The sequence below is a fragment of the Pseudooceanicola pacificus genome, assembly GCF_009789075.1.
GTDB classification, from domain to species: domain Bacteria; phylum Pseudomonadota; class Alphaproteobacteria; order Rhodobacterales; family Rhodobacteraceae; genus Pseudooceanicola; species Pseudooceanicola pacificus.
On record NZ_WNXQ01000002.1, the window covers coordinates 90,257 to 108,538 of the forward strand.

The 18,282-nt window shown below is 67.3% G+C and carries 13 protein-coding genes and 1 riboswitch; of the genes, 9 read left to right on the forward strand and 4 right to left on the reverse strand.

Annotated elements, in window-relative coordinates; translation table 11 throughout:
- Nucleotides 1-532: 532 nt before the first annotated feature.
- Genes GLS40_RS03525 through GLS40_RS03535 form a run of 3 tightly spaced genes read right to left on the reverse strand, consistent with a single transcriptional unit; the run spans nucleotide 533 to nucleotide 3,362 of the window.
- Complete coding sequence (locus GLS40_RS03525) at nucleotides 533-1,285, reverse strand: ABC transporter ATP-binding protein (protein WP_160381274.1); 753 nt, start codon at nucleotides 1,283-1,285, stop codon at nucleotides 533-535.
- The gene (locus tag GLS40_RS03530; protein ID WP_408003720.1) at nucleotides 1,282-2,283 is read right to left on the reverse strand and encodes a FecCD family ABC transporter permease; all 1,002 of its coding nucleotides are present in this window, start codon (nucleotides 2,281-2,283) and stop codon (nucleotides 1,282-1,284) included. Before GLS40_RS03530 ends, GLS40_RS03525 begins: the two co-directional genes overlap by 4 nt.
- A 38-nt stretch (nucleotides 2,284-2,321) precedes the next feature.
- Nucleotides 2,322-3,362 carry an ABC transporter substrate-binding protein gene (locus GLS40_RS03535; RefSeq protein ID WP_160381278.1) on the reverse strand — a complete coding sequence of 347 codons (1,041 nt, stop codon included), beginning with the start codon at nucleotides 3,360-3,362 and terminating at the stop codon, nucleotides 2,322-2,324.
- 56 nt (nucleotides 3,363-3,418) lie between these two features.
- Nucleotides 3,419-3,631, reverse strand: a riboswitch (cobalamin riboswitch).
- 406 nt (nucleotides 3,632-4,037) lie between these two features.
- Between GLS40_RS03535 and GLS40_RS03540 the strand changes: the two genes are divergently transcribed.
- From GLS40_RS03540 to uvrA, 8 genes are all read left to right on the forward strand, one after another.
- The gene (locus GLS40_RS03540) at nucleotides 4,038-5,174 is read left to right on the forward strand and encodes a hypothetical protein (RefSeq protein ID WP_235905766.1); all 1,137 of its coding nucleotides are present in this window, start codon (nucleotides 4,038-4,040) and stop codon (nucleotides 5,172-5,174) included.
- Nucleotides 5,175-5,772: 598 nt separating this feature from the next.
- Nucleotides 5,773-6,822, forward strand: coding sequence for a tRNA preQ1(34) S-adenosylmethionine ribosyltransferase-isomerase QueA (gene queA / locus GLS40_RS03545; protein WP_160381280.1), 1,050 nt, complete (start codon nucleotides 5,773-5,775; stop codon nucleotides 6,820-6,822).
- Nucleotides 6,823-7,290: 468 nt separating this feature from the next.
- Complete coding sequence (locus tag GLS40_RS03550; protein WP_160381282.1) at nucleotides 7,291-8,598, forward strand: MFS transporter; 1,308 nt, start codon at nucleotides 7,291-7,293, stop codon at nucleotides 8,596-8,598.
- Nucleotides 8,599-8,730: 132 nt separating this feature from the next.
- A complete protein-coding gene (locus GLS40_RS03555; RefSeq protein ID WP_160381284.1) occupies nucleotides 8,731-9,300 on the forward strand; it encodes a DUF924 family protein in 570 nt (189 codons plus the stop codon).
- A gap of 147 nt (nucleotides 9,301-9,447) precedes the next feature.
- Nucleotides 9,448-10,842, forward strand: coding sequence for a dihydrolipoyl dehydrogenase (gene lpdA / locus GLS40_RS03560; RefSeq protein WP_160381286.1), 1,395 nt, complete (start codon nucleotides 9,448-9,450; stop codon nucleotides 10,840-10,842).
- Between the two features lie 133 nt (nucleotides 10,843-10,975).
- On the forward strand, nucleotides 10,976-11,536 hold the full coding sequence (locus GLS40_RS03565; protein ID WP_160381287.1) for a class I SAM-dependent methyltransferase: 561 nt from the start codon (nucleotides 10,976-10,978) through the stop codon (nucleotides 11,534-11,536).
- Nucleotides 11,537-11,603: 67 nt separating this feature from the next.
- Complete coding sequence (locus GLS40_RS03570; protein WP_160381290.1) at nucleotides 11,604-12,743, forward strand: MFS transporter; 1,140 nt, start codon at nucleotides 11,604-11,606, stop codon at nucleotides 12,741-12,743.
- A gap of 99 nt (nucleotides 12,744-12,842) precedes the next feature.
- The gene (gene uvrA / locus GLS40_RS03575; RefSeq protein ID WP_160381292.1) at nucleotides 12,843-15,725 is read left to right on the forward strand and encodes an excinuclease ABC subunit UvrA; all 2,883 of its coding nucleotides are present in this window, start codon (nucleotides 12,843-12,845) and stop codon (nucleotides 15,723-15,725) included.
- Between the two features lie 15 nt (nucleotides 15,726-15,740).
- Here uvrA and GLS40_RS03580 read toward each other — a convergent pair whose 3' ends face one another.
- On the reverse strand, nucleotides 15,741-16,676 hold the full coding sequence (locus GLS40_RS03580) for a LysR family transcriptional regulator (protein ID WP_160381295.1): 936 nt from the start codon (nucleotides 16,674-16,676) through the stop codon (nucleotides 15,741-15,743).
- 101 nt (nucleotides 16,677-16,777) lie between these two features.
- Here GLS40_RS03580 and GLS40_RS03585 point away from each other — a divergent pair, with 101 nt between their 5' ends.
- On the forward strand, nucleotides 16,778-18,277 hold the full coding sequence (locus tag GLS40_RS03585) for a CoA-acylating methylmalonate-semialdehyde dehydrogenase (RefSeq protein ID WP_160381297.1): 1,500 nt from the start codon (nucleotides 16,778-16,780) through the stop codon (nucleotides 18,275-18,277).
- The last annotated feature ends 5 nt before the right edge of the window (nucleotides 18,278-18,282 follow it).

Below are 18,282 nucleotides of genomic sequence, written 5' to 3' on the forward strand. Positions count from 1 at the left end.
GACGCCTATAGCGACATCGACTTCGCTCTGGTCTGCGAAGACGGGCCGAACGACGAGATCGCCGGGGCCTGGAAAAACGCCATCGAGCAGACCGGCGAGATCGTGATGTGGTGGGACCGCAGCACCCGTCCCGCGCTGATCAATGCGATCACTGCCGACTGGACGCGTACCGATGTGATCATCCTGAAGCCCGCGCATGTCGCCGCGCACAGCCAGGCGAGCCTTCGGCCCCTGTTCGATCACGATGGCCTGTACCAGACCTTGCCGAAGGAGCGCGCGCCCGTGCCGCCATCCCCGGCGCGCCGAAGTCGGATCGCACCGTGTCAAAACCCGGGGTCGGGCCGCTCGCGGATATTGCGCCAGCATCGCGGGCCGGTTGCGCGAACGTGGCGCATCGCCGGTCAACCGGGATGTCCAGTGCGTCAAGAATGCACCTGTGGCCTTGGCCCTCGCGGCGGCACAGACCCGCTGCAAGCCCTGTCCTGTCATGTCCGGCGCCGGTTCAGCCGAGGTGCACGCCGGTTGCGGGCCCTCAGAAGAACGAAATCCTGGGTCCGTTCGGTCCGCGGACGATCATGGCCTCAACCCCGAAGACCTCGCCGATCAGCTCGGCGGTCAGGATTTCCACCGGCTTTCCCTGTGCGATCAGCTGCCCCTCGCTCATCACCGCGACCTCGTCGCAGAACGCCATCGCCTGATTGAGGTCGTGCAGCGCCACGATGACATGCGTTCCCAACGAGAGCAGCAGCCGCAGCAGGTCGAGCTGGTGGCGGATATCGAGATGATTGGTCGGCTCGTCCATGAGCAGCTCGCGCGGTTCCTGCGCCAGCGCCCTGGCGATCTGGATTCGCTGGCGCTCGCCACCGGACAGCGTGGACCAGGATTGTCCCGCGCTGCGCGTCATGCCGGTGCGTGCCAATGCGCGCTGCACGATCTCTTCGTCCCGTGCGCTCCAGCCGCCCAGGGCGCCGCGATGCGGCAACCTGCCAAGTGCGACGACGTCGCGCGCGGTCAGCACGACATCGGTTGTCGCGTGCTGTTCCACCAGCGCAAGCCGCCGCGCGATCTCGGCGCGACCTATGGTGTCGATCGGCCGCTGGTCGACCAGCACCGCGCCGCCACTGCCGCGCCGGACCCCGGCCAGCAGGCGCAGCAGGCTCGACTTGCCCGATCCGTTGGGTCCCACCAGGCCCAGGACACCCTGTTCGGGCACCTGCAGGGTCACACCCTTCACAATGGCCGCGCCGCCGGAGGTCCAGGAAATATTGTCGCTCTGCAGGCTCATTGTCCGCCCCGCGCGCGCCACAGCAGGACGGCAAAGGCCGGGGCGCCAAACAGGGCGGTGATCACGCCGATCGGCAACACCTGTCCCGGCAGCACGAGGCGTGACAGGACGTCGGCCAAGACCATGAAGATCGCGCCCGCCAGGGCCGAGCCGAGGATGAGCCGGCCATGTGACGGACCGACGAAGAAGCGCGTCGCATGAGGGATGACCAGCCCGACAAATCCCACGGCCCCGACGATGCTGACAACGCAGGCGGTCAGCAGCGCGGTGAGGCCCAGAAGCTCAACACGAACGCGCGCGACGTCGACCCCGAGCGAGGCCGCGGCATCCTCGCCAAAGGCAAAGGCATCCAGCGCCCGGGCCCGGTAGAGGCAGAAGGCGAGCCCCAGGAGCAGGACGGGAAGGGCCAGGCCGACATCCGGCCAGCGGACGCCGCCAAGGCTGCCGAGCAGCCAGAACATGATGCCGCGGGTCTGTTCGGCGCTGGCCGAGGAGGTGACGATAAAGGCGGTGGCGGCATTGAACAGCTGCGAGCCGGCGATCCCGGCAAGGATGACCCTTTCGGCACCGCGACCGGACCCGAAGGACAGGACCGCGACAAATCCGAAGGCGAGGAGCGCCCCCGCCATGGCCCCGGCCGAGACCGTCACGGCCCCGGCTCCGATCCCGAGTACGATGACCAGCACCGCCCCGGTCGAGGCGCCCGCCGAGATCCCCAGCAGATAAGGTTCGGCAAGGGGGTTGCGCAGCAGTGCCTGCAGCACGACACCGCAGATCGCCAGAGACGCGCCCGCGCACATCGCGACCACCGCCCGGCTCAGCCGGTAATGCCAGACGATGCCCTCGCGGATCGGATCGACGGCCAGGTCGAAGCCGAAGAGCCGGTTTGCCAGCGTGGACAGGACCTCGCGCGGGGTCACGGTGATCTCGCCGAACAGAACCGCGCAGCAGGTCGCGAGGGTCAGGGCGACGCTGCCGGCCAGCAGGAATGGCCCCAGCCCCGAAACGGAGCCGGAGCGGGCCCGGGTCAGACCGCTCACCGGGTCAGACCGATTGCTTTCAGGCCGCGCGCAAGCACCTCGACCCCGTCGACGGCCCGAAGTGTCGGGTTCATCGAATGTGCGGGCATGTCGATCAGATGTCCCTCGCGCACCGCGCGCAGTTGGCTGGCGACCGGATCGCTTTGCAGAAACGCGCGTTTCGCCGTCACGTCGTCAGCGGGAAAGTTGCGCCGGTCCATGGTGCCCAGAACGATCACATCCGGGTCGAGCTGCGAAATCGTCTCCCAGCCAACCAGCGGCCATTCCTCGTCCGAGGTGATGACATTGCGCACGCCCACGACGTCGGAAATCCAGGCCGGGGCCCCGAAACGCCCGGCGACATAGGCTTCGCCCGCGATTTCGGGCGACGAGAACCAGTAGAGCACCGAGATGTCCTTTGCCTGCAGCGCCTCGGCATCCGCCGCGGCCGTCGCGATCCGGGAGGCATTGGCGGCAACCAGGTCGGCCCCCCTTGCCGGCACGTCGAAGATCCCGGCCAGTTCGGTGATCTCGCGGTTCAGCAGATCGACGGTCCAGGGTTGCGCGCGGGCGCCATCGCCACTGCCCGCGCTGAATTCGCTCTTGGCGCATTCCGCGGGCGAGACATAGGTGCGGATGCCGAAATCGTCGAACTGGGCGTAGGTCCCGACCCGGGCCTGATCCGGCGCGATATCGTTGATCCATTGCGCCGCGACGAAATCGGGGCGGGTTTTCAGCACGGCTTCGAACCCGGGCGACTTGTCGGCGATGCGCGGCAGTGTCCGGCCCGCCTCGACCAGGGACTCGGGCAGCGGAGACAGCCAGATGGCGGTTCCCACAACCCGGTCGGCAAGGCCGAGTGACAGCAGTATTTCGGTTGTGCCCTGACCGATGGAGACGGCGCGTTCCGGCGCCCGCTCGTAGGTCGTCACGCGGTTGCAGTTGGCGATCGTGAGCGGATAGCCGGTCGGTTGCGCACATGCGGTGCCGGGGACCGGCAGCAAGGCGCAGCACAGCAGCGCAAGGCCGCGTGTGCGGCCCGAGATCGAGAGAAACATCAATATCCTTTCCCGGACGCCCCGTCCGGTCGGTTCTGCAGGTGTCGCCCCCGCGTCATCGCGGGGCCGGAACGGCAGGTCTCCTGACTTGCGACCATGGTTCCGAGGCCACCTTCCCACGCCAATGGCGCAGTGGCTCCGCCCGGAGGGGCAGGGTCTCGGAACGGTCGCTTACAGTTGCGGGGGCAGTCCCGGATTCCGCGGCCCAAAGGCGGCGCCACCGGGTTCCCTTTTCATCCCGGATGGGAACCGTTCGCGGCGAACCTCGGGCCAGCGCCCCGATTTGTCAAGCTGGCGCAGTCGCGTCGCCATGTCCTCCGGTCAAGCCTTGCCGATCCCGAAGCGGAGGCAGTGCCGCGATCCCGGTGCCTGACGGGTTGTGGCGCGCGGGTCCTCGGTCGGCGGCGTTTGCCGCCGGTGCGGGGATGGGCTTGGCGGATACGACAGGACAACCGATCCCTTTGCCCGGTGATCGGTTCGGCCTGCCGCTGCGCTGCGCGCAGCGGCCGCCTGGGTCCTGACCCCGGACGCTCCGTGGCGGGATGGGCGGCGGATGCGTGCGCTGCCTTGGGACGCCATTGTCGACTTAAGGGGGCGGTCGCGGTAGGATGCATTGCAGTCTCGTGGACTGCAGACCTCCGTCGGTTTGTGTTCCAAGTGTTCCTTGAGGCGCCGATGTTCAGTTTGCATGGGATATTGCTGCTCTGTCTTGTCTCGGGCCTGGCCGGTCCCGCATGGGCCGGACGCGAGGTGCATGTCGTGGCGGTTGGCGAGGGGCACCGGAGCGATGACTACTACGCCTTGCCCGAGGCCCGGCTGCTGGTCGACCGCCCGGGTCAGGAGGTCGGCCTGGTGCTGCTGGACGGCGGCACATTGCACTGGAAGATCGAGGCAACGGACGGAACCGTCATCAGCGAAATCGTCAGGAGCGGCCCGGGTCCGAGAGACAGCAAGATCACGCTGTTCGGCATTCCGATGGTTGGCGACCAGATGTCCGGGCTGCCTCTGGTGTTTCGCCCGCTGGGGCGGGATTTCCGGACGCTGGTCGACAGCCTGACGGACCATATGCATACGGATCGCCTGAGCAGCTTTCAGGGGGTCCACAAGGCCGGCGACGTGCCGGTGCGGGTGGATCGCGTCGACACGGGGAGCGCCGGCCTTGCGCGCGACTACCTTTCGCAGCGGGTGGGGCAGAGCGCGGATCTGCCGCCCCGGATCCGCGACTGGGTCGCCAGCCGGGGGGAGACACCGGACTTCACCCTGGTTTTTGACGAGCACGCGATCAACCTTGCCGGCCCCGCGGGCACGCGGCGGTTTGCGATCACGCCCGACGTTCCCGACACGCTCCTGCCGTCGACGGCGGTCTACGACCCGGGCTCGCAGATGATCTATTGCATCACCTATGGCGCTGAGGGCTACCTCTACTCGGTCGATGTCCGGACCGGCGCATGGGCGGTCGTGACCAGTCTCGAGGACTATGACGCCGCGGGCCTGCTCTATGTGCCGGAGGGCCGCTTGCTGGTCACCACCGGCGCATTCTCGCGGCCCGGCCAGATCAAGGTGTTTGGGCTGGACGGGAGCCGGTCGTCGATCTTCGTCCCGACCATGGCCTTTCCCGGGCTGACCGACCTGTTCGACTATGGCAACGAACACGGCCCGCCGCTGGCGCCCCGGGCGTTCAGCGACGGCTGGCTGCTTGTCGAAGCTGTCGCGCGCCGCGATGCCACCCATCCCGACCTTGGGGAATATCGCATCTATGCCGTTCAGGTCGCAACCGGCGAGGTGCGCCTGCTGCACTATGGCAGCGACTGACCGTGAAGGTTTCGATTGCGGCCAGTCGGCATGCGGCCGCAGTCAAAGGTCCTTCTGACCTGCCGGCTTCGGTGACCTTCCCGATCATCCTGCCTGCCAGGTTGGTGGGAGCGTGGAGCGGCGGGGAATATTCTGCGCGGCGCCGACGTCTGGACGACAAGGCCGGCTGACAGGGTGGGCAGGGGGTCCAGTCTGACCGGTCTGTGCAGTGCCCCCGACGCGGGACGCGGCGGCCTGGTGAGACATCGCCTCCGGTGTCCAGGGAAAGTGCCATTGACCACGGTGGAGGGGGCGCTGCCCCCGCCCGCGCTGCGCGCGGACTCCCCCGGAGTATTTCGGACGAGATGAAGCCGGGGAACCGGGAAGACGTCGGGCCGGGGGGCGGTGGAGCGGGCTTTGGTCGGGGGCGCGGGCAGGGGCCTGCATGACAGCTGGCCGGGGAGCGGGCGTGGCGGGGTGCCAGGCCTGGTGGCGCTTGAGGGCTGTTGCGGCCGGTCCCGGGGCGTTTTCCGGCCAGATCGGGCCGGGGGCGGCGCGGCGAGGTTGACAGCGGCGGGGATTGGCGGGAAGGGCGGGGCCGCGACTATGAGGTGTGCCCGTGAAACTGTCGGATTTCGATTTCGATCTGCCCGAGGACCTGATCGCGACCCGGCCCGCGCGGCCCCGGTCCTCGGCCCGGCTGCTGGTGGCCGAGGGCGACGCGATCACCGATGCGGTGGTTCGCGATCTGGTGGACTGGCTGCGCCCCGGCGACCGGCTGGTGCTGAACGACACGAAGGTGATCCCGGCGCGGCTGTCCGGTCTCCGGCGGCGCGGCGGCCCGGAGGGCGACACCGCGGCGCGCATCGAGGTCACGCTGCTGGAGCCGCGCGCCGGGGGGCAATGGGCGGCCCTGCTGAAGCCCCTGAAGAAGGTGCGCGACGGCGAGGAGATCGTGTTCTCGGACCGCCTGTCGGCCCGGCTGGAGGCGCGGGACGAGGGGCAGGGGCTGCTGCGGTTCAACCTGGCGGGCGAGGATTTCGACGCCGCCCTGGCCGAGGCCGGGGCCATGCCCCTGCCGCCCTATATCGCGGCGCGGCGGGCGGCGGATGCGCAGGATGCCGAGGATTACCAGACGGTCTTTGCCCGCAATCCGGGGGCGGTGGCGGCGCCGACCGCCTCGCTGCATTTCGACGCGCCGCTGCTGGAGCGGATCGCGGCCATGGGCGTGGCATTCACCCACGTGACGCTGCATGTCGGCGCGGGCACCTTTCTGCCGGTGAAGGTCGAGGATGTGACAACCCACCGGATGCATGCCGAATGGGGCGAGGTGACCGCCGGCGCCGCGGCCGAGATCGCCGCGACACGGGCTTCCGGGGGGCGGGTGATCTCCGTCGGCACCACCGCGCTGCGCCTGATCGAAAGCGCCGCCGCCGCAAGCGGGGCCATCGCACCCTGGCGAGGCGAGACGGATATCTTCATCTACCCGGGCTTCAGCTTCCATGTCACCGATGCGCTGATGACAAATTTCCACCTGCCCAAGAGCACGCTGATGATGCTGGTGTCCGCTCTGATGGGGCAGGAGAGGGTGCGGCGGATCTACGATCACGCGGTGCGTGAAAGGTATCGGTTCTTCAGCTACGGTGACGCATCGCTGCTGGTGCCCTAGGGGCGGGACCCCTTGATCCTGCACCGTCGGCTTGCCAGTTCTGCCCTCTGGCCCCGAACAAATGCGCAGGAATAGCGGCTTTATTTCAGGCGCTTGCGGGGCCGTCAGGGGGGCATCCGTCAAATCCGAAACCCGTCAAATCCGCTTCACCTCGGCAGCTTGGACCGCCGGGACATGGACGCGCCGTTCCCGGCGCGTCCCACATCCCTGACCATTCGCGGATTTGGCGCCCAGGGTGTAGGATGGGCGGGACCTGATCCCAGGCCCGGCACCGGACACCCCCCGGGCGGACTGCATGCACCGGGGCGCTGCCCGCGGGGCGGCGCGGAATCCAGCGCGCGCCTGTTGATCCCGCGCGCGACAAATGCCAGCAGGGGCGGGACCGGTTCGCGACCCGACATGTCGGATTCGGGACCGACAGGGCGCCGCCCGGGCATCAGCCTGACGGCATAGGCAAGGAGAGACGACATGTTGCAGGTTCTGCGAAGCGCATGGGCGCTGCTGCTGGGTCTCATGCTGCTGATGCTGGGCAACGGCATCCAGGGCACCCTGCTGGGCGTGCGCGGCGAGATCGAGGGCTTTTCCACCTTCGAGATGTCCATCGTGATGTCGGGCTACTTCCTGGGCTTCCTCGGCGGTTCGCGCCTGGCGCCCGAGATGATCCGCAGGGTCGGGCATGTCCGGGTCTTTGCCGCGCTTGGCTCTTTCATCTCGGCGGTGCTGATCCTTTACCCGACCTTCGCGCATCCGATTGCCTGGACCGTGGGGCGCATCGTCATCGGCTTCTGCTTCTCGGGCGTCTATGTCACGGCGGAAAGCTGGCTGAACAATGCCGCCACGAACGAGAACCGGGGCAAGGCGCTGTCGATCTACATGATCGTGCAGATGATCGGCATCATCGCGGCGCAGGGCCTGCTGCTGGTGGGCGATCCCTCGGGCTATGTGCTCTTCGTCATCCCCTCGGTGCTGGTGTCCATCGCCTTTGCGCCGATCCTGCTGTCGATCTCGCCCACGCCGGCGTTCGAAACCACCAAGCCGATGTCCCTGCGCCGGCTCTACGGCATCTCTCCGCTGTCCTGCGTGGGGGTCTTCGTGCTGGGCGGGGCATTCTCGGCCCAGTTCGGCATGGCGGCGGTCTACGGCTCCGAGGCGGGGATGACCCTGCCGCAGATCTCGCTCTTCATCGCGACCTTCTACATCGGCGCCACGGTGGTGCAGTTCCCGCTGGGCTGGCTGTCGGACCGGATGGACCGGCGGCAGCTGATCATGATCGTTGCCGCCGTGGGGGGCGTGGGGGCGGTTGTGGGCATGCTGTTCGGGGGGGTCTTCAGCATGATCCTGGTGGCCGCCTTTGTCGTCGGCGGCATGTCGAATCCGCTCTATTCGCTGCTGATCTCCTATGCCAACGACTTCCTCGATCACGAGGACATGGCCGCCGCCTCGGGCGGGATGATCTTCATGAACGGGCTGGGCGCGATTTCCGGCCCGCTGGTGTCGGGCTGGATGCTGGGCGTGTTCGGCCCGATGGGCTTCTGGCTCTACATCGCGGTGCTGCTGCTGGCGATGGCGGTCTATGCCGGCTACCGCATGACACAGCGCCCGGCGCCCAAGGTCGAGGACACCGGCTCCTATGCGCCGGTGCTGATGTCGGCCTCGCCCGTCGCGATCGAGGTGGCGCAGGAATGGGCCATCGAACAGGCCGAGGAAGCCGCCGAACTGGCCGCCGCCGAGGACGCCGCCGAGGGCGGCGCAAAGGGCGAGAATTCCGCCGCCTGAGTCATGCCGCGGCGCGGCGTGGTGATTTGATGCCGCAACCCGCCGGGTCATGAATTCCTGACCGTGCCAGGGGCTTGCGTTCCGTGCTATCCTATGGTCGTGGCGCGCTAAATTCGAGGAGGAGTCGCGGCAATGACGGGTGCGGAAGAGGTCCTGAGCTTCTGGCTGGACAAGGTGGGGCCGGAGGGCTGGTATCAGCCGCCCGAGGGGCTGGACGACGAGATCCGGGACCGGTTCGAACCGGTCTGGGTGGCCGCCTGCCAGGGATCGTTCGGCCTGTGGCTGACCTTTCCCAGCGGGGCGCTGGCCTATATCATCCTGATGGACCAGTTCCCGCGCAACATGTTCCGGGGGCAGGGCAAGGCCTTCTCGTCGGACAAGCATGCCCGCGCGGCGGCCAAGGTGGCCATCGGGCGCAACTGGGACATGAAGATCGACGAACCGGCGCGGCAGTTCTTCTACCTCCCGCTGATGCATTCCGAAAACCTGACGGACCAGGAACGCTGCGTCCGCCTGATGAAGGAACGCATGCCGATCGGCGGCAACCTGCTGCACGCCAAGGCGCACCGCGAGGTGATCCGCAAATTCGGCCGTTTCCCCTATCGCAACGAGGCGCTGAACCGGTCGATCACGACGCCGGAACGCGAATATCTAGAGGCGGGCGGCTATGGTCAGACCGTGCGCGAGTTGCAGGCGAGCTGATAGCGCCAACCGAGACGGCGGAAAAATCTTTCTGTATCAATAATTTGGCCCCCGGGCGCGGATAATGCGTCGCGGGGGCTCTCTGTCTCGTTGAAGCATTCCGAAAAGTAGTTTAACGTCAAACTATCTTGCAAGGCGGAGGGATTCATGGCCAGCACAAGTTACGATATGATCGTCATCGGCGCCGGCCCCGGGGGCTATGTCGCCGCGATCCGCGCGGCACAGCTGGGGCTGAAGGCCTGCGTGGTCGAACGCGAACATCTGGGTGGCATCTGCCTGAACTGGGGCTGCATTCCCACCAAGGCGCTGCTGCGCTCCTCCGAGGTGTTCCACCTGATGGAGCGGGCCAAGGACTTCGGGCTGAGCGCCGACAAGATCGGCTATGACCTCGACGCGGTGGTCAACCGCTCGCGCGGGGTGGCCAAGCAGATGGAGGGCGGGGTCAAGCACCTGCTCAAGAAGAACAAGGTCGACGTGGTGATGGGCGCCGCCTCGCTGCCCGCCAAGGGCAAGGTCGCGGTCAAGACCGACAAGGGCACCGAAGAGCTGACGGCCAAGCACATCGTCGTCGCCACCGGCGCCCGCGCGCGGGAACTGCCGGGGCTGGAGGCCGATGGCGATCTGGTGTGGACCTACCGCCATGCGCTGAAGCCGGTGCGGATGCCCAAGAAGCTGCTGGTCATCGGCTCGGGCGCCATCGGGATCGAATTCGCCAGCTTCTACAACACCCTGGGTGCCGACACGACGGTGGTCGAAGTGATGGATCAGGTTCTGCCGGTCGAGGACAAGGACATCGCCGCCTTTGCCAAGAAGCAGTTCGTCAAGCAGGGCATGAAGATCATGGAAAAAGCCATGGTCAAGCAGCTGGACCGCGCCAAGGGCAAGGTCACGGCGCATATCGAGACCGGCGGCAAGATCGAGAAGATGGAGTTCGACACCGTCATCAGCGCGGTCGGCATCGTCGGCAATGTCGAGGGGCTGGGGCTGGAAGAGCTGGGCGTCAAGATCGACCGGACCCATGTGGTGACCGATGAATATTGCCGCACCGGGGTCGAGGGGCTTTATGCCATCGGCGATATCGCCGGCGCGCCCTGGCTGGCGCACAAGGCCAGCCACGAGGGCGTCATGGTGGCCGAACTGGCCGCCGGGGGCCATCCGCATCCGGTGAAACCCTCCAGCATCGCGGGCTGCACCTATTGCCAGCCGCAGGTCGCCAGCGTGGGCCTGACCGAGGCCAAGGCCAAGGAACAGGGCTACAAGATCAAGGTCGGCACCTTCCCCTTCATCGGCAACGGCAAGGCGGTTGCCCTGGGCGAAGCCGAGGGGATGGTGAAGACGATCTTCGACGAAAAGACCGGCGAATTGCTGGGCGCCCATATGGTCGGTGCCGAGGTGACCGAGCTGATCCAGGGCTATGTCGTCGGCCGCCAGCTGGAAACCACCGAGGAAGACCTGATGAACACCGTCTTCCCGCATCCCACGCTGTCCGAGATGATGCACGAGTCGGTGCTGGCCGCTTACGGCCGCGCGATCCACATCTGACGGGCCGGATGGCTGAACCGGCGAGGCCCCGGCGCAAGGCCGGGGCACCGCAGGGCGGGCAGCAGACCGCAGACCGCCGCGCCCCGGCCTCCGCGCCGGGGCCCCGCCGCCGAGGAGCCATGACGGAGCCGCCATGCCCAGCCTGAACCGTATCGCGATGAACCGCTCCAGCCGCCGCTGGATTCAGGAGCTGAAACCGGAGCGCCTCTCGGTCTGCGAGATTTCGGGCAAGTGGGGCGAGCAGTTCGGCTTCAAGAGCTATGCGGCCTACCGGTATCCCGATCACGACATCTGCGCGGGGCCGTTCGAGGGCGCGGACGGCAAGCCGCTGAAATTCGACCTGATCATCGCGAATCAGGTCTGGGAACATCTCGACCGGCCCTATGCCGCCACCCGGAATGTGCTCAAGATGCTGCGCAAGGGCGGGAATTTCTTCGTCGCGGTGCCCTTCTACATCCCCTATCACGGCGCGCCTATCGACTGCTCGCGCTGGTCGGCGCGGGGGCTGCGCAACCTGCTGATCGAGGGCGGGTTCGACGAGGCCGGGATCCGGTCCGAGCAATGGGGCAACCGCCACGCGGCGGCGCGCAACCTGGAAACCCCCTGGCCGCCGGACTATGACGACCGGACCGACGACCTGACCGACGATCCGGACTTTCCGATCTGCGCCTGGGCGATCGCGCAGAAGATCTGAAAGCGCGCCCCCCGGGCCAATCCGATCGCCACTTCCATCCCCCCGCGCTTTGCCCGATAGAGCGGGGATGGAACGCACCACCACAGACTGGCGCCAGGTTGGGCTGCTCTTTGCCGCCGGGCTGCTGGCTGCGGCGCAGTTCGGCAAGATTTCCCTGAGCCTCGGCCCGCTCGCCACGCTCTACCTCGGCCATGCCGCGGTGCCCTTCCTCGTCTCGATGGTGGCGGTGACGGGCATCCTGCTGGGGCCGGTCGTGGGCGGGATCGTCACCCGGATCGGCATCCGGCGCTCGGTGCTGGGCGCGCTGGTCCTTGGTGCCGCGATCTCGGGGTTTCAGGCGATGTTGCCGCCGCTGCCGCTGCTGGTGGTCAGCCGGCTGGTCGAGGGCGCCTCGCATCTGGCGCTTGTCGTCGCCCTGCCGACCCTGATGGCCGAGGCCGCGACCCCGCGCGACCGGCCCGTGGCCATGGGGCTCTGGGGCACCTATTTCGGGCTGACCTTCGCCGCGCTGGCGCTGCTGCTGCCCTGGCTGGTGGCGCTTGGCGGCATGTCGGCGGTCTTTGCCGCCCACGGGCTGGCGATGGCGGCCATGGCGCTGGTTCTGGCCCCGATCCTGCCGCGCGGGGCAGGGCAGCGGACCAGCTTTCGCCTCGGCGCCGAACTCAGGGCGATCTACACCACGCCGCGCCTGATCGGGGCGGCGGGGATGTTCCTGTGGCATGCGCTGGCCTTCATCGCCATGCTGGCCTACCTGCCGGCGGCGCTCGGTGCGCCCTGGATCGCGGCCGTTCTGCCGCTGATCTCGCTGGTGGGGACCTTCGGCGCGGGATTCGCGGCCCGCAGCGTCGCGCCGCCCCGGCTGGCCGCCGGGGCCTTTGCCCTGAACCTGGTGCTGGCGCTGGCGGTGCTGGCCTTCCCCCTGGCCGCGGTGCCGCTGACCTGCGCGATGTTCCTCTGCATGGGCGTCGTCCCGGGTGCGGCCTTTGCCGCCGTGCCGTGGCTGAACCCCGACCTGGGCCAGCGGGCGCGGGCCAACGGGGCGCTGGCCCAGCTGGGCAATGTCGGCACCTTTTCGGGCACGCCGCTGCTGGCCTTCACCGGCACCGCGCTGACGCCCCTGATGCTGGCGATGCTGGCCATTGCGGCCTGCGGGCTGGCGGTGTCGCTGCTGATCGCCTGGGCCTTCCGGCGCCAGCCCGCCACCTGACGCGGCGGCGCGGGGCGGTGTTCGCGAAATGTTCGCATTTTTCGATTGGAACGCACCGCGTCCTCAACTAAGTCTTAATGGATTCCACGGAGGGCTCCGATGGCTGATCTCAAGAAGATCGAAGTGCGCGGCGCGCGCGAACACAATCTCAAGAATATCGACGTGGATATCCCCCGCGACGAACTTGTTGTGATCACCGGGCTTTCCGGGTCGGGCAAGTCCTCGCTGGCGTTCGACACGATCTATGCCGAAGGGCAGCGGCGCTATGTCGAATCGCTCTCGGCCTATGCGCGGCAGTTCCTCGACATGATGGAAAAGCCCGATGTCGATCACATCAGCGGCCTCAGCCCCGCGATTTCCATCGAGCAGAAGACCACGTCGAAGAACCCGCGCTCCACCGTCGGCACGGTGACCGAGATCTACGACTACCTGCGCCTGCTCTTCGCCCGCGCGGGCACCCCCTACAGCCCCGCCACCGGCCTGCCGATCGAGGCGCAGCAGGTGCAGGACATGGTCGACCGCGTCATGGGCATGGAGGAGGGGACCCGCGCCTATCTGCTGGCCCCGATCGTGCGCGACCGCAAGGGCGAGTACCGCAAGGAATTCCTGGAACTGCGCAAGCAGGGCTTTCAGCGGGTCAAGGTCGACGGCGCGTTCTACGAACTGGACGAGGCGCCCAAGCTCGACAAGAAATTCCGCCACGACATCGACGTGGTGGTCGACCGCATCGTGGTGCGCGAGGGGATGGAGACGCGGCTGGCCGACAGTTTCCGCACCGCGCTGGACCTGGCGCAGGGCATCGCGATCCTGGAAACCGCCCCGACGGATGCCGAGCCCGAGCGCATCACCTTTTCCGAGAATTTCGCCTGCCCGGTCAGTGGCTTCACCATCCCCGAGATCGAACCGCGGCTGTTTTCCTTCAACGCCCCCTTCGGTGCCTGCCCGGTCTGCGACGGGCTGGGGGTAGAGCTGTTCTTTGACGAACGGCTGGTGGTGCCCGATGCGGCGCTCAAGATCGGGGATGGGGCCCTGGCGCCCTGGCGCAAGGGCAAGAGCCCCTATTTCACCCAGACCATCGAGGCCATCGCCAAGCATTACAAGTTCGACAAGAACAAGAAGTGGAAGGACCTGCCCGACGAGGTCCAGCAGGTGTTCCTGTACGGTTCGGGCGAGGAGGAGATCCTGTTCCGCTATGACGAGGGCGGCCGCGTCTACCAGGTGACCCGCGCCTTCGAGGGGGTGATCCCCAACATGGAACGCCGCTACCGCGAGACCGATTCCAGCTGGGTGCGCGAGGAATTCGAGCGCTACCAGAACAACCGCCCCTGCGGCGCCTGCCACGGCTATCGCCTGCGTGAGGAGGCGCTGGCGGTCAAGATCGGCAGCCCCGGCGGCACGGGCGAGAACCTGCTGCATGTCGGCCAGGTGGTGCAGATGTCGATCCGCGAGGCGCTGGCCTGGGTCGAGGACGCGCCCAACCACCTGAGCAAGCAGAAGAACGAAATTGCCCGCGCGATCCTCAAGGAAATCCGCGAACGGCTGGGCTTCCTGAACAATGTCGGGCTGGAATATCTGACGCTGAGCCGCAATTCCGGCACGCTGTCGGGCGGGGAAAGCCAGCGCATCCGGCTGGCCAGCCAGATCGGCAGCGGGCTGACCGGCGTGCTCTACGTGCTGGATGAGCCCTCCATCGGGTTGCACCAGCGCGACAACGGGCGGCTGCTGACGACGCTCAAGAACCTGCGCGATCAGGGCAACACCGTGATCGTCGTCGAACATGACGAGGAAGCGATCCGCGAGGCGGATTACGTCTTTGACATCGGGCCCGGGGCCGGGGTGCATGGCGGGCAGGTGGTCAGCCACGGCACGCCCGCCGATGTGGCGGCCGATCCGGCCTCGCTCACCGGGCAATACCTCGCCGGCACGCGCGAGATCGGCGTGCCCGACACCCGCCGCAAGGGCAACGGCAAGAAGCTGACGGTGGTCAAGGCGACGGGCAACAACCTGAAAGAGGTCACCGCCGAGTTCCCGCTGGGCAAGTTCGTCTGCGTCACCGGCGTGTCCGGCGGCGGCAAGTCGACCCTGACCATCGAGACGCTGTTCAAGACCGCCTCGATGCGGCTAAACGGCGCCCGGCAGACGCCCGCCCCCTGCGAGACGATCAAGGGGCTTGAGCTGCTGGACAAGGTCATCGACATCGACCAGCGGCCCATCGGGCGCACGCCCCGGTCCAACCCCGCCACCTATACCGGCGCCTTTACGCCCATCCGCGACTGGTTCGCCGGCCTGCCCGAGGCCAAGGCGCGCGGCTACAAGCCCGGGCGGTTCAGCTTCAACGTCAAGGGCGGGCGGTGCGAGGCCTGCCAGGGTGACGGCGTGATCAAGATCGAGATGCATTTCCTGCCCGACGTCTATGTCACCTGCGAGACCTGCAAGGGCGCGCGCTACAACCGCGAGACGCTGGAAATCAAGTTCAAGAACAAGAGCATCGCCGACGTGCTGGACATGACGGTCGAGGATGCGCAGGAGTTCTTTCAGGCCGTGCCCGCGATCCGCGAGAAGATGGATGCGCTGATGCAGGTGGGGCTGGGCTACATCAAGGTGGGCCAGCAGGCGACAACCCTTTCAGGCGGCGAGGCGCAGCGGGTGAAACTGTCCAAGGAGCTGTCGCGCCGCTCCACGGGCAAGACGCTCTACATCCTGGACGAGCCGACCACCGGCCTGCATTTCGAGGATGTGAAGAAGCTGCTCGAGGTGCTGCACGAGCTGGTCGAGCAGGGCAATTCCGTGGTGGTGATCGAACACAACCTCGACGTCATCAAGACCGCCGACTGGATCATCGACATCGGCCCCGAGGGCGGCGACGGCGGGGGGGAGATCGTCGCCACCGGCACGCCCGAGGACGTGGCGCAGGTGGATCGCTCGCATACCGGGCGCTACCTCAAGGACATGCTGAAATCCCGGCGCACGGCGGCGGAGTGACCGCCGCGCCGGGATCTATGCGCCTGCGGGGTTGAGCGCGCCGCGCGCCTGGTCCGCCGCGTCGACCTCGGCCTCCAGCCGCGCGACCTCGCTCCGCAGACCCTCGGCCAGGGTGGTGGCAAAGCGGTTCATCCGCTCCATCCGCGCGTCCCCGGCATGGCAGACCAGGTAGAAACTGCGCGTTAGGCTGACCTCGGCGGTCAGCATCCGCTGCAGCTCGGGCGCCGAGGGCAGGGCGAAGTCATGCGCGATCCCGATACCGCCGCCCTGGCGCAGCCAGTTCAGCTGCACCGACACCGAATTCGAGGCGAGCGCGACCCGCGAGGCGCCGACCTCTACCAGGTAGTCCAGTTCCTTGTCGAAGATCATGTCGGGGATATAGCCGACCATGCGGTGATCCTGCAGATCCGCCAGCCCGCGCACCGGCGGATGGCTGGCGAGGTAATCCGAGGACGCGGCCAGATGCAGGCGGTAGTCGGTCACCCGCAGCACGGTCAGGCGTCCGGCGGTTGGCGGGCTGACGGTGATCGCCACATCCGCCTCGCGCCGGGACAGGTTGAACAGGCGCGGCAGGGCGACGATCTGCACCTCCAGGTCGGGATTCCCGTCGGCGATGGCGGCGCAGACCTGCGGCAGCAGGAAATTCGCCACCCCGTCCGGCGCGCCGATGCGGATCTGGCCCGACAGGCGCCCGGCCTGGCCTGCGATCTCTTCGCGCGCGGCGGCGACCGACTGTTCCGCGCGCAGGGCGTGGTCCATCAGCCGCTGGCCCGCATCGGTCAGCGCATAGCCCTGCTGCGACTTGGCGAAAAGCGCCGCGCCAATCGCCTCTTCCAGCCGGGCGATCCGGCGCGAGACGGTGGCCGGGTCGATCCGCAGACGGCGGCCGGCGGCCGACAGGCTCTCATCCCGCGCCACGGCAAGGAAAATTCTCAGATCGTCCCACTGCATTGATGTCGTTCCTGCATTTTTGCAAAGCGCGTTTGAGTAATTTCCTCTTTTCGCCCCAAAATCGCAAGCCTATGGTGCCCCCAAACGGGAAGGAGCCCCCAATGACCGAACTGACCCACTACCTGAACGGCGCCCATGTCAAAGGCACCTCCGGCCGGTTTGCCGATGTGATGAACCCCGCCACCGGCGAAGTGCAGGCCAAGGTGCCGCTCGCCTCTGCCGCCGAATTGGCGCAGGCCGTGGACTATGCTGCCGCCGCGCAGCCCGGCTGGGCCGCCGTCAACCCGCAGCGCCGCGCGCGGGTCATGATGAAATTCGTCGACCTGCTGAACCGCGACATGGACAAGCTGGCCGAAGCGCTGAGCCGCGAGCACGGCAAGACCCTGCCCGACGCGGCGGGCGACGTGCAGCGCGGTCTGGAGGTCGTCGAATACTGCATCGGCGCGCCCCAGATGCTGAAGGGCGAATATACCGACAGCGCGGGCCCGGGCATCGACATGTACTCGATGCGCCAGCCGCTTGGCGTGACGGCGGGGATCACCCCGTTCAACTTTCCCGCCATGATCCCGATGTGGATGTTCGCCCCGGCCATCGCCTGCGGCAATGCCTTCATCCTCAAGCCGTCGGAACGCGACCCCTCGGTCCCGCTGATGCTGGCCGAGCTGATGGAAGAGGCGGGCCTGCCCAAGGGCATCCTGCAGGTCGTCAACGGCGACAAGGAAGCGGTCGACGCCATCCTCGATCACCCGGTGATCCAGTCGATCGGCTTTGTCGGCTCGACCCCGATCGCGGAATACATCTATGGCCGCGGGTGTTCCAACGGCAAGCGGGTGCAGTGTTTCGGCGGTGCCAAGAACCACATGATCATCATGCCGGACGCCGACATGGACCAGGCCGCCGATGCGCTGATCGGCGCGGGCTACGGTGCGGCGGGCGAACGCTGCATGGCGATTTCGGTTGCCGTGCCGGTGGGCGACGAGACCGCCGACCGCCTGATCGAAAAGCTGGTGCCCCGGATCGAAAAGCTGAAGGTCGGCCCCTATACCGCCGGCAATGACGTGGATTACGGCCCTGTCGTGACCAAGGCCGCCAAGGAGAACATCCTGCGGCTGGTGCAGTCGGGCGTGGATCAGGGTGCGAAACTGGTGGTCGACGGGCGCAACTTCTCGCTGCAGGGCTACGAGGACGGCTATTTTGTCGGTGCGCATCTGTTCGACCACGTCACCAAGGACATGGACATCTACAAGACCGAGATCTTCGGCCCCGTCCTGTCGACCGTGCGCGCCCAGACCTACGAAGAGGCGCTGAGCCTGGCGATGGACCACGAATACGGCAACGGCACGGCGATCTTTACCCGTGACGGCGACGCGGCCCGCGATTTCGCCAACCGCATCAACATCGGCATGGTGGGCATCAACGTGCCGATCCCGGTGCCGCTGGCCTATCACACCTTCGGCGGGTGGAAGAAATCGGTCTTTGGCGACCTGAACCAGCACGGGCCGGACGCGTTCAAGTTCTACACGCGCACCAAGACGGTGACCGCGCGCTGGCCCTCGGGCATCAAGGAAGGCGGCGAATTCTCCATCCCCGTGATGGAGTGATCCGC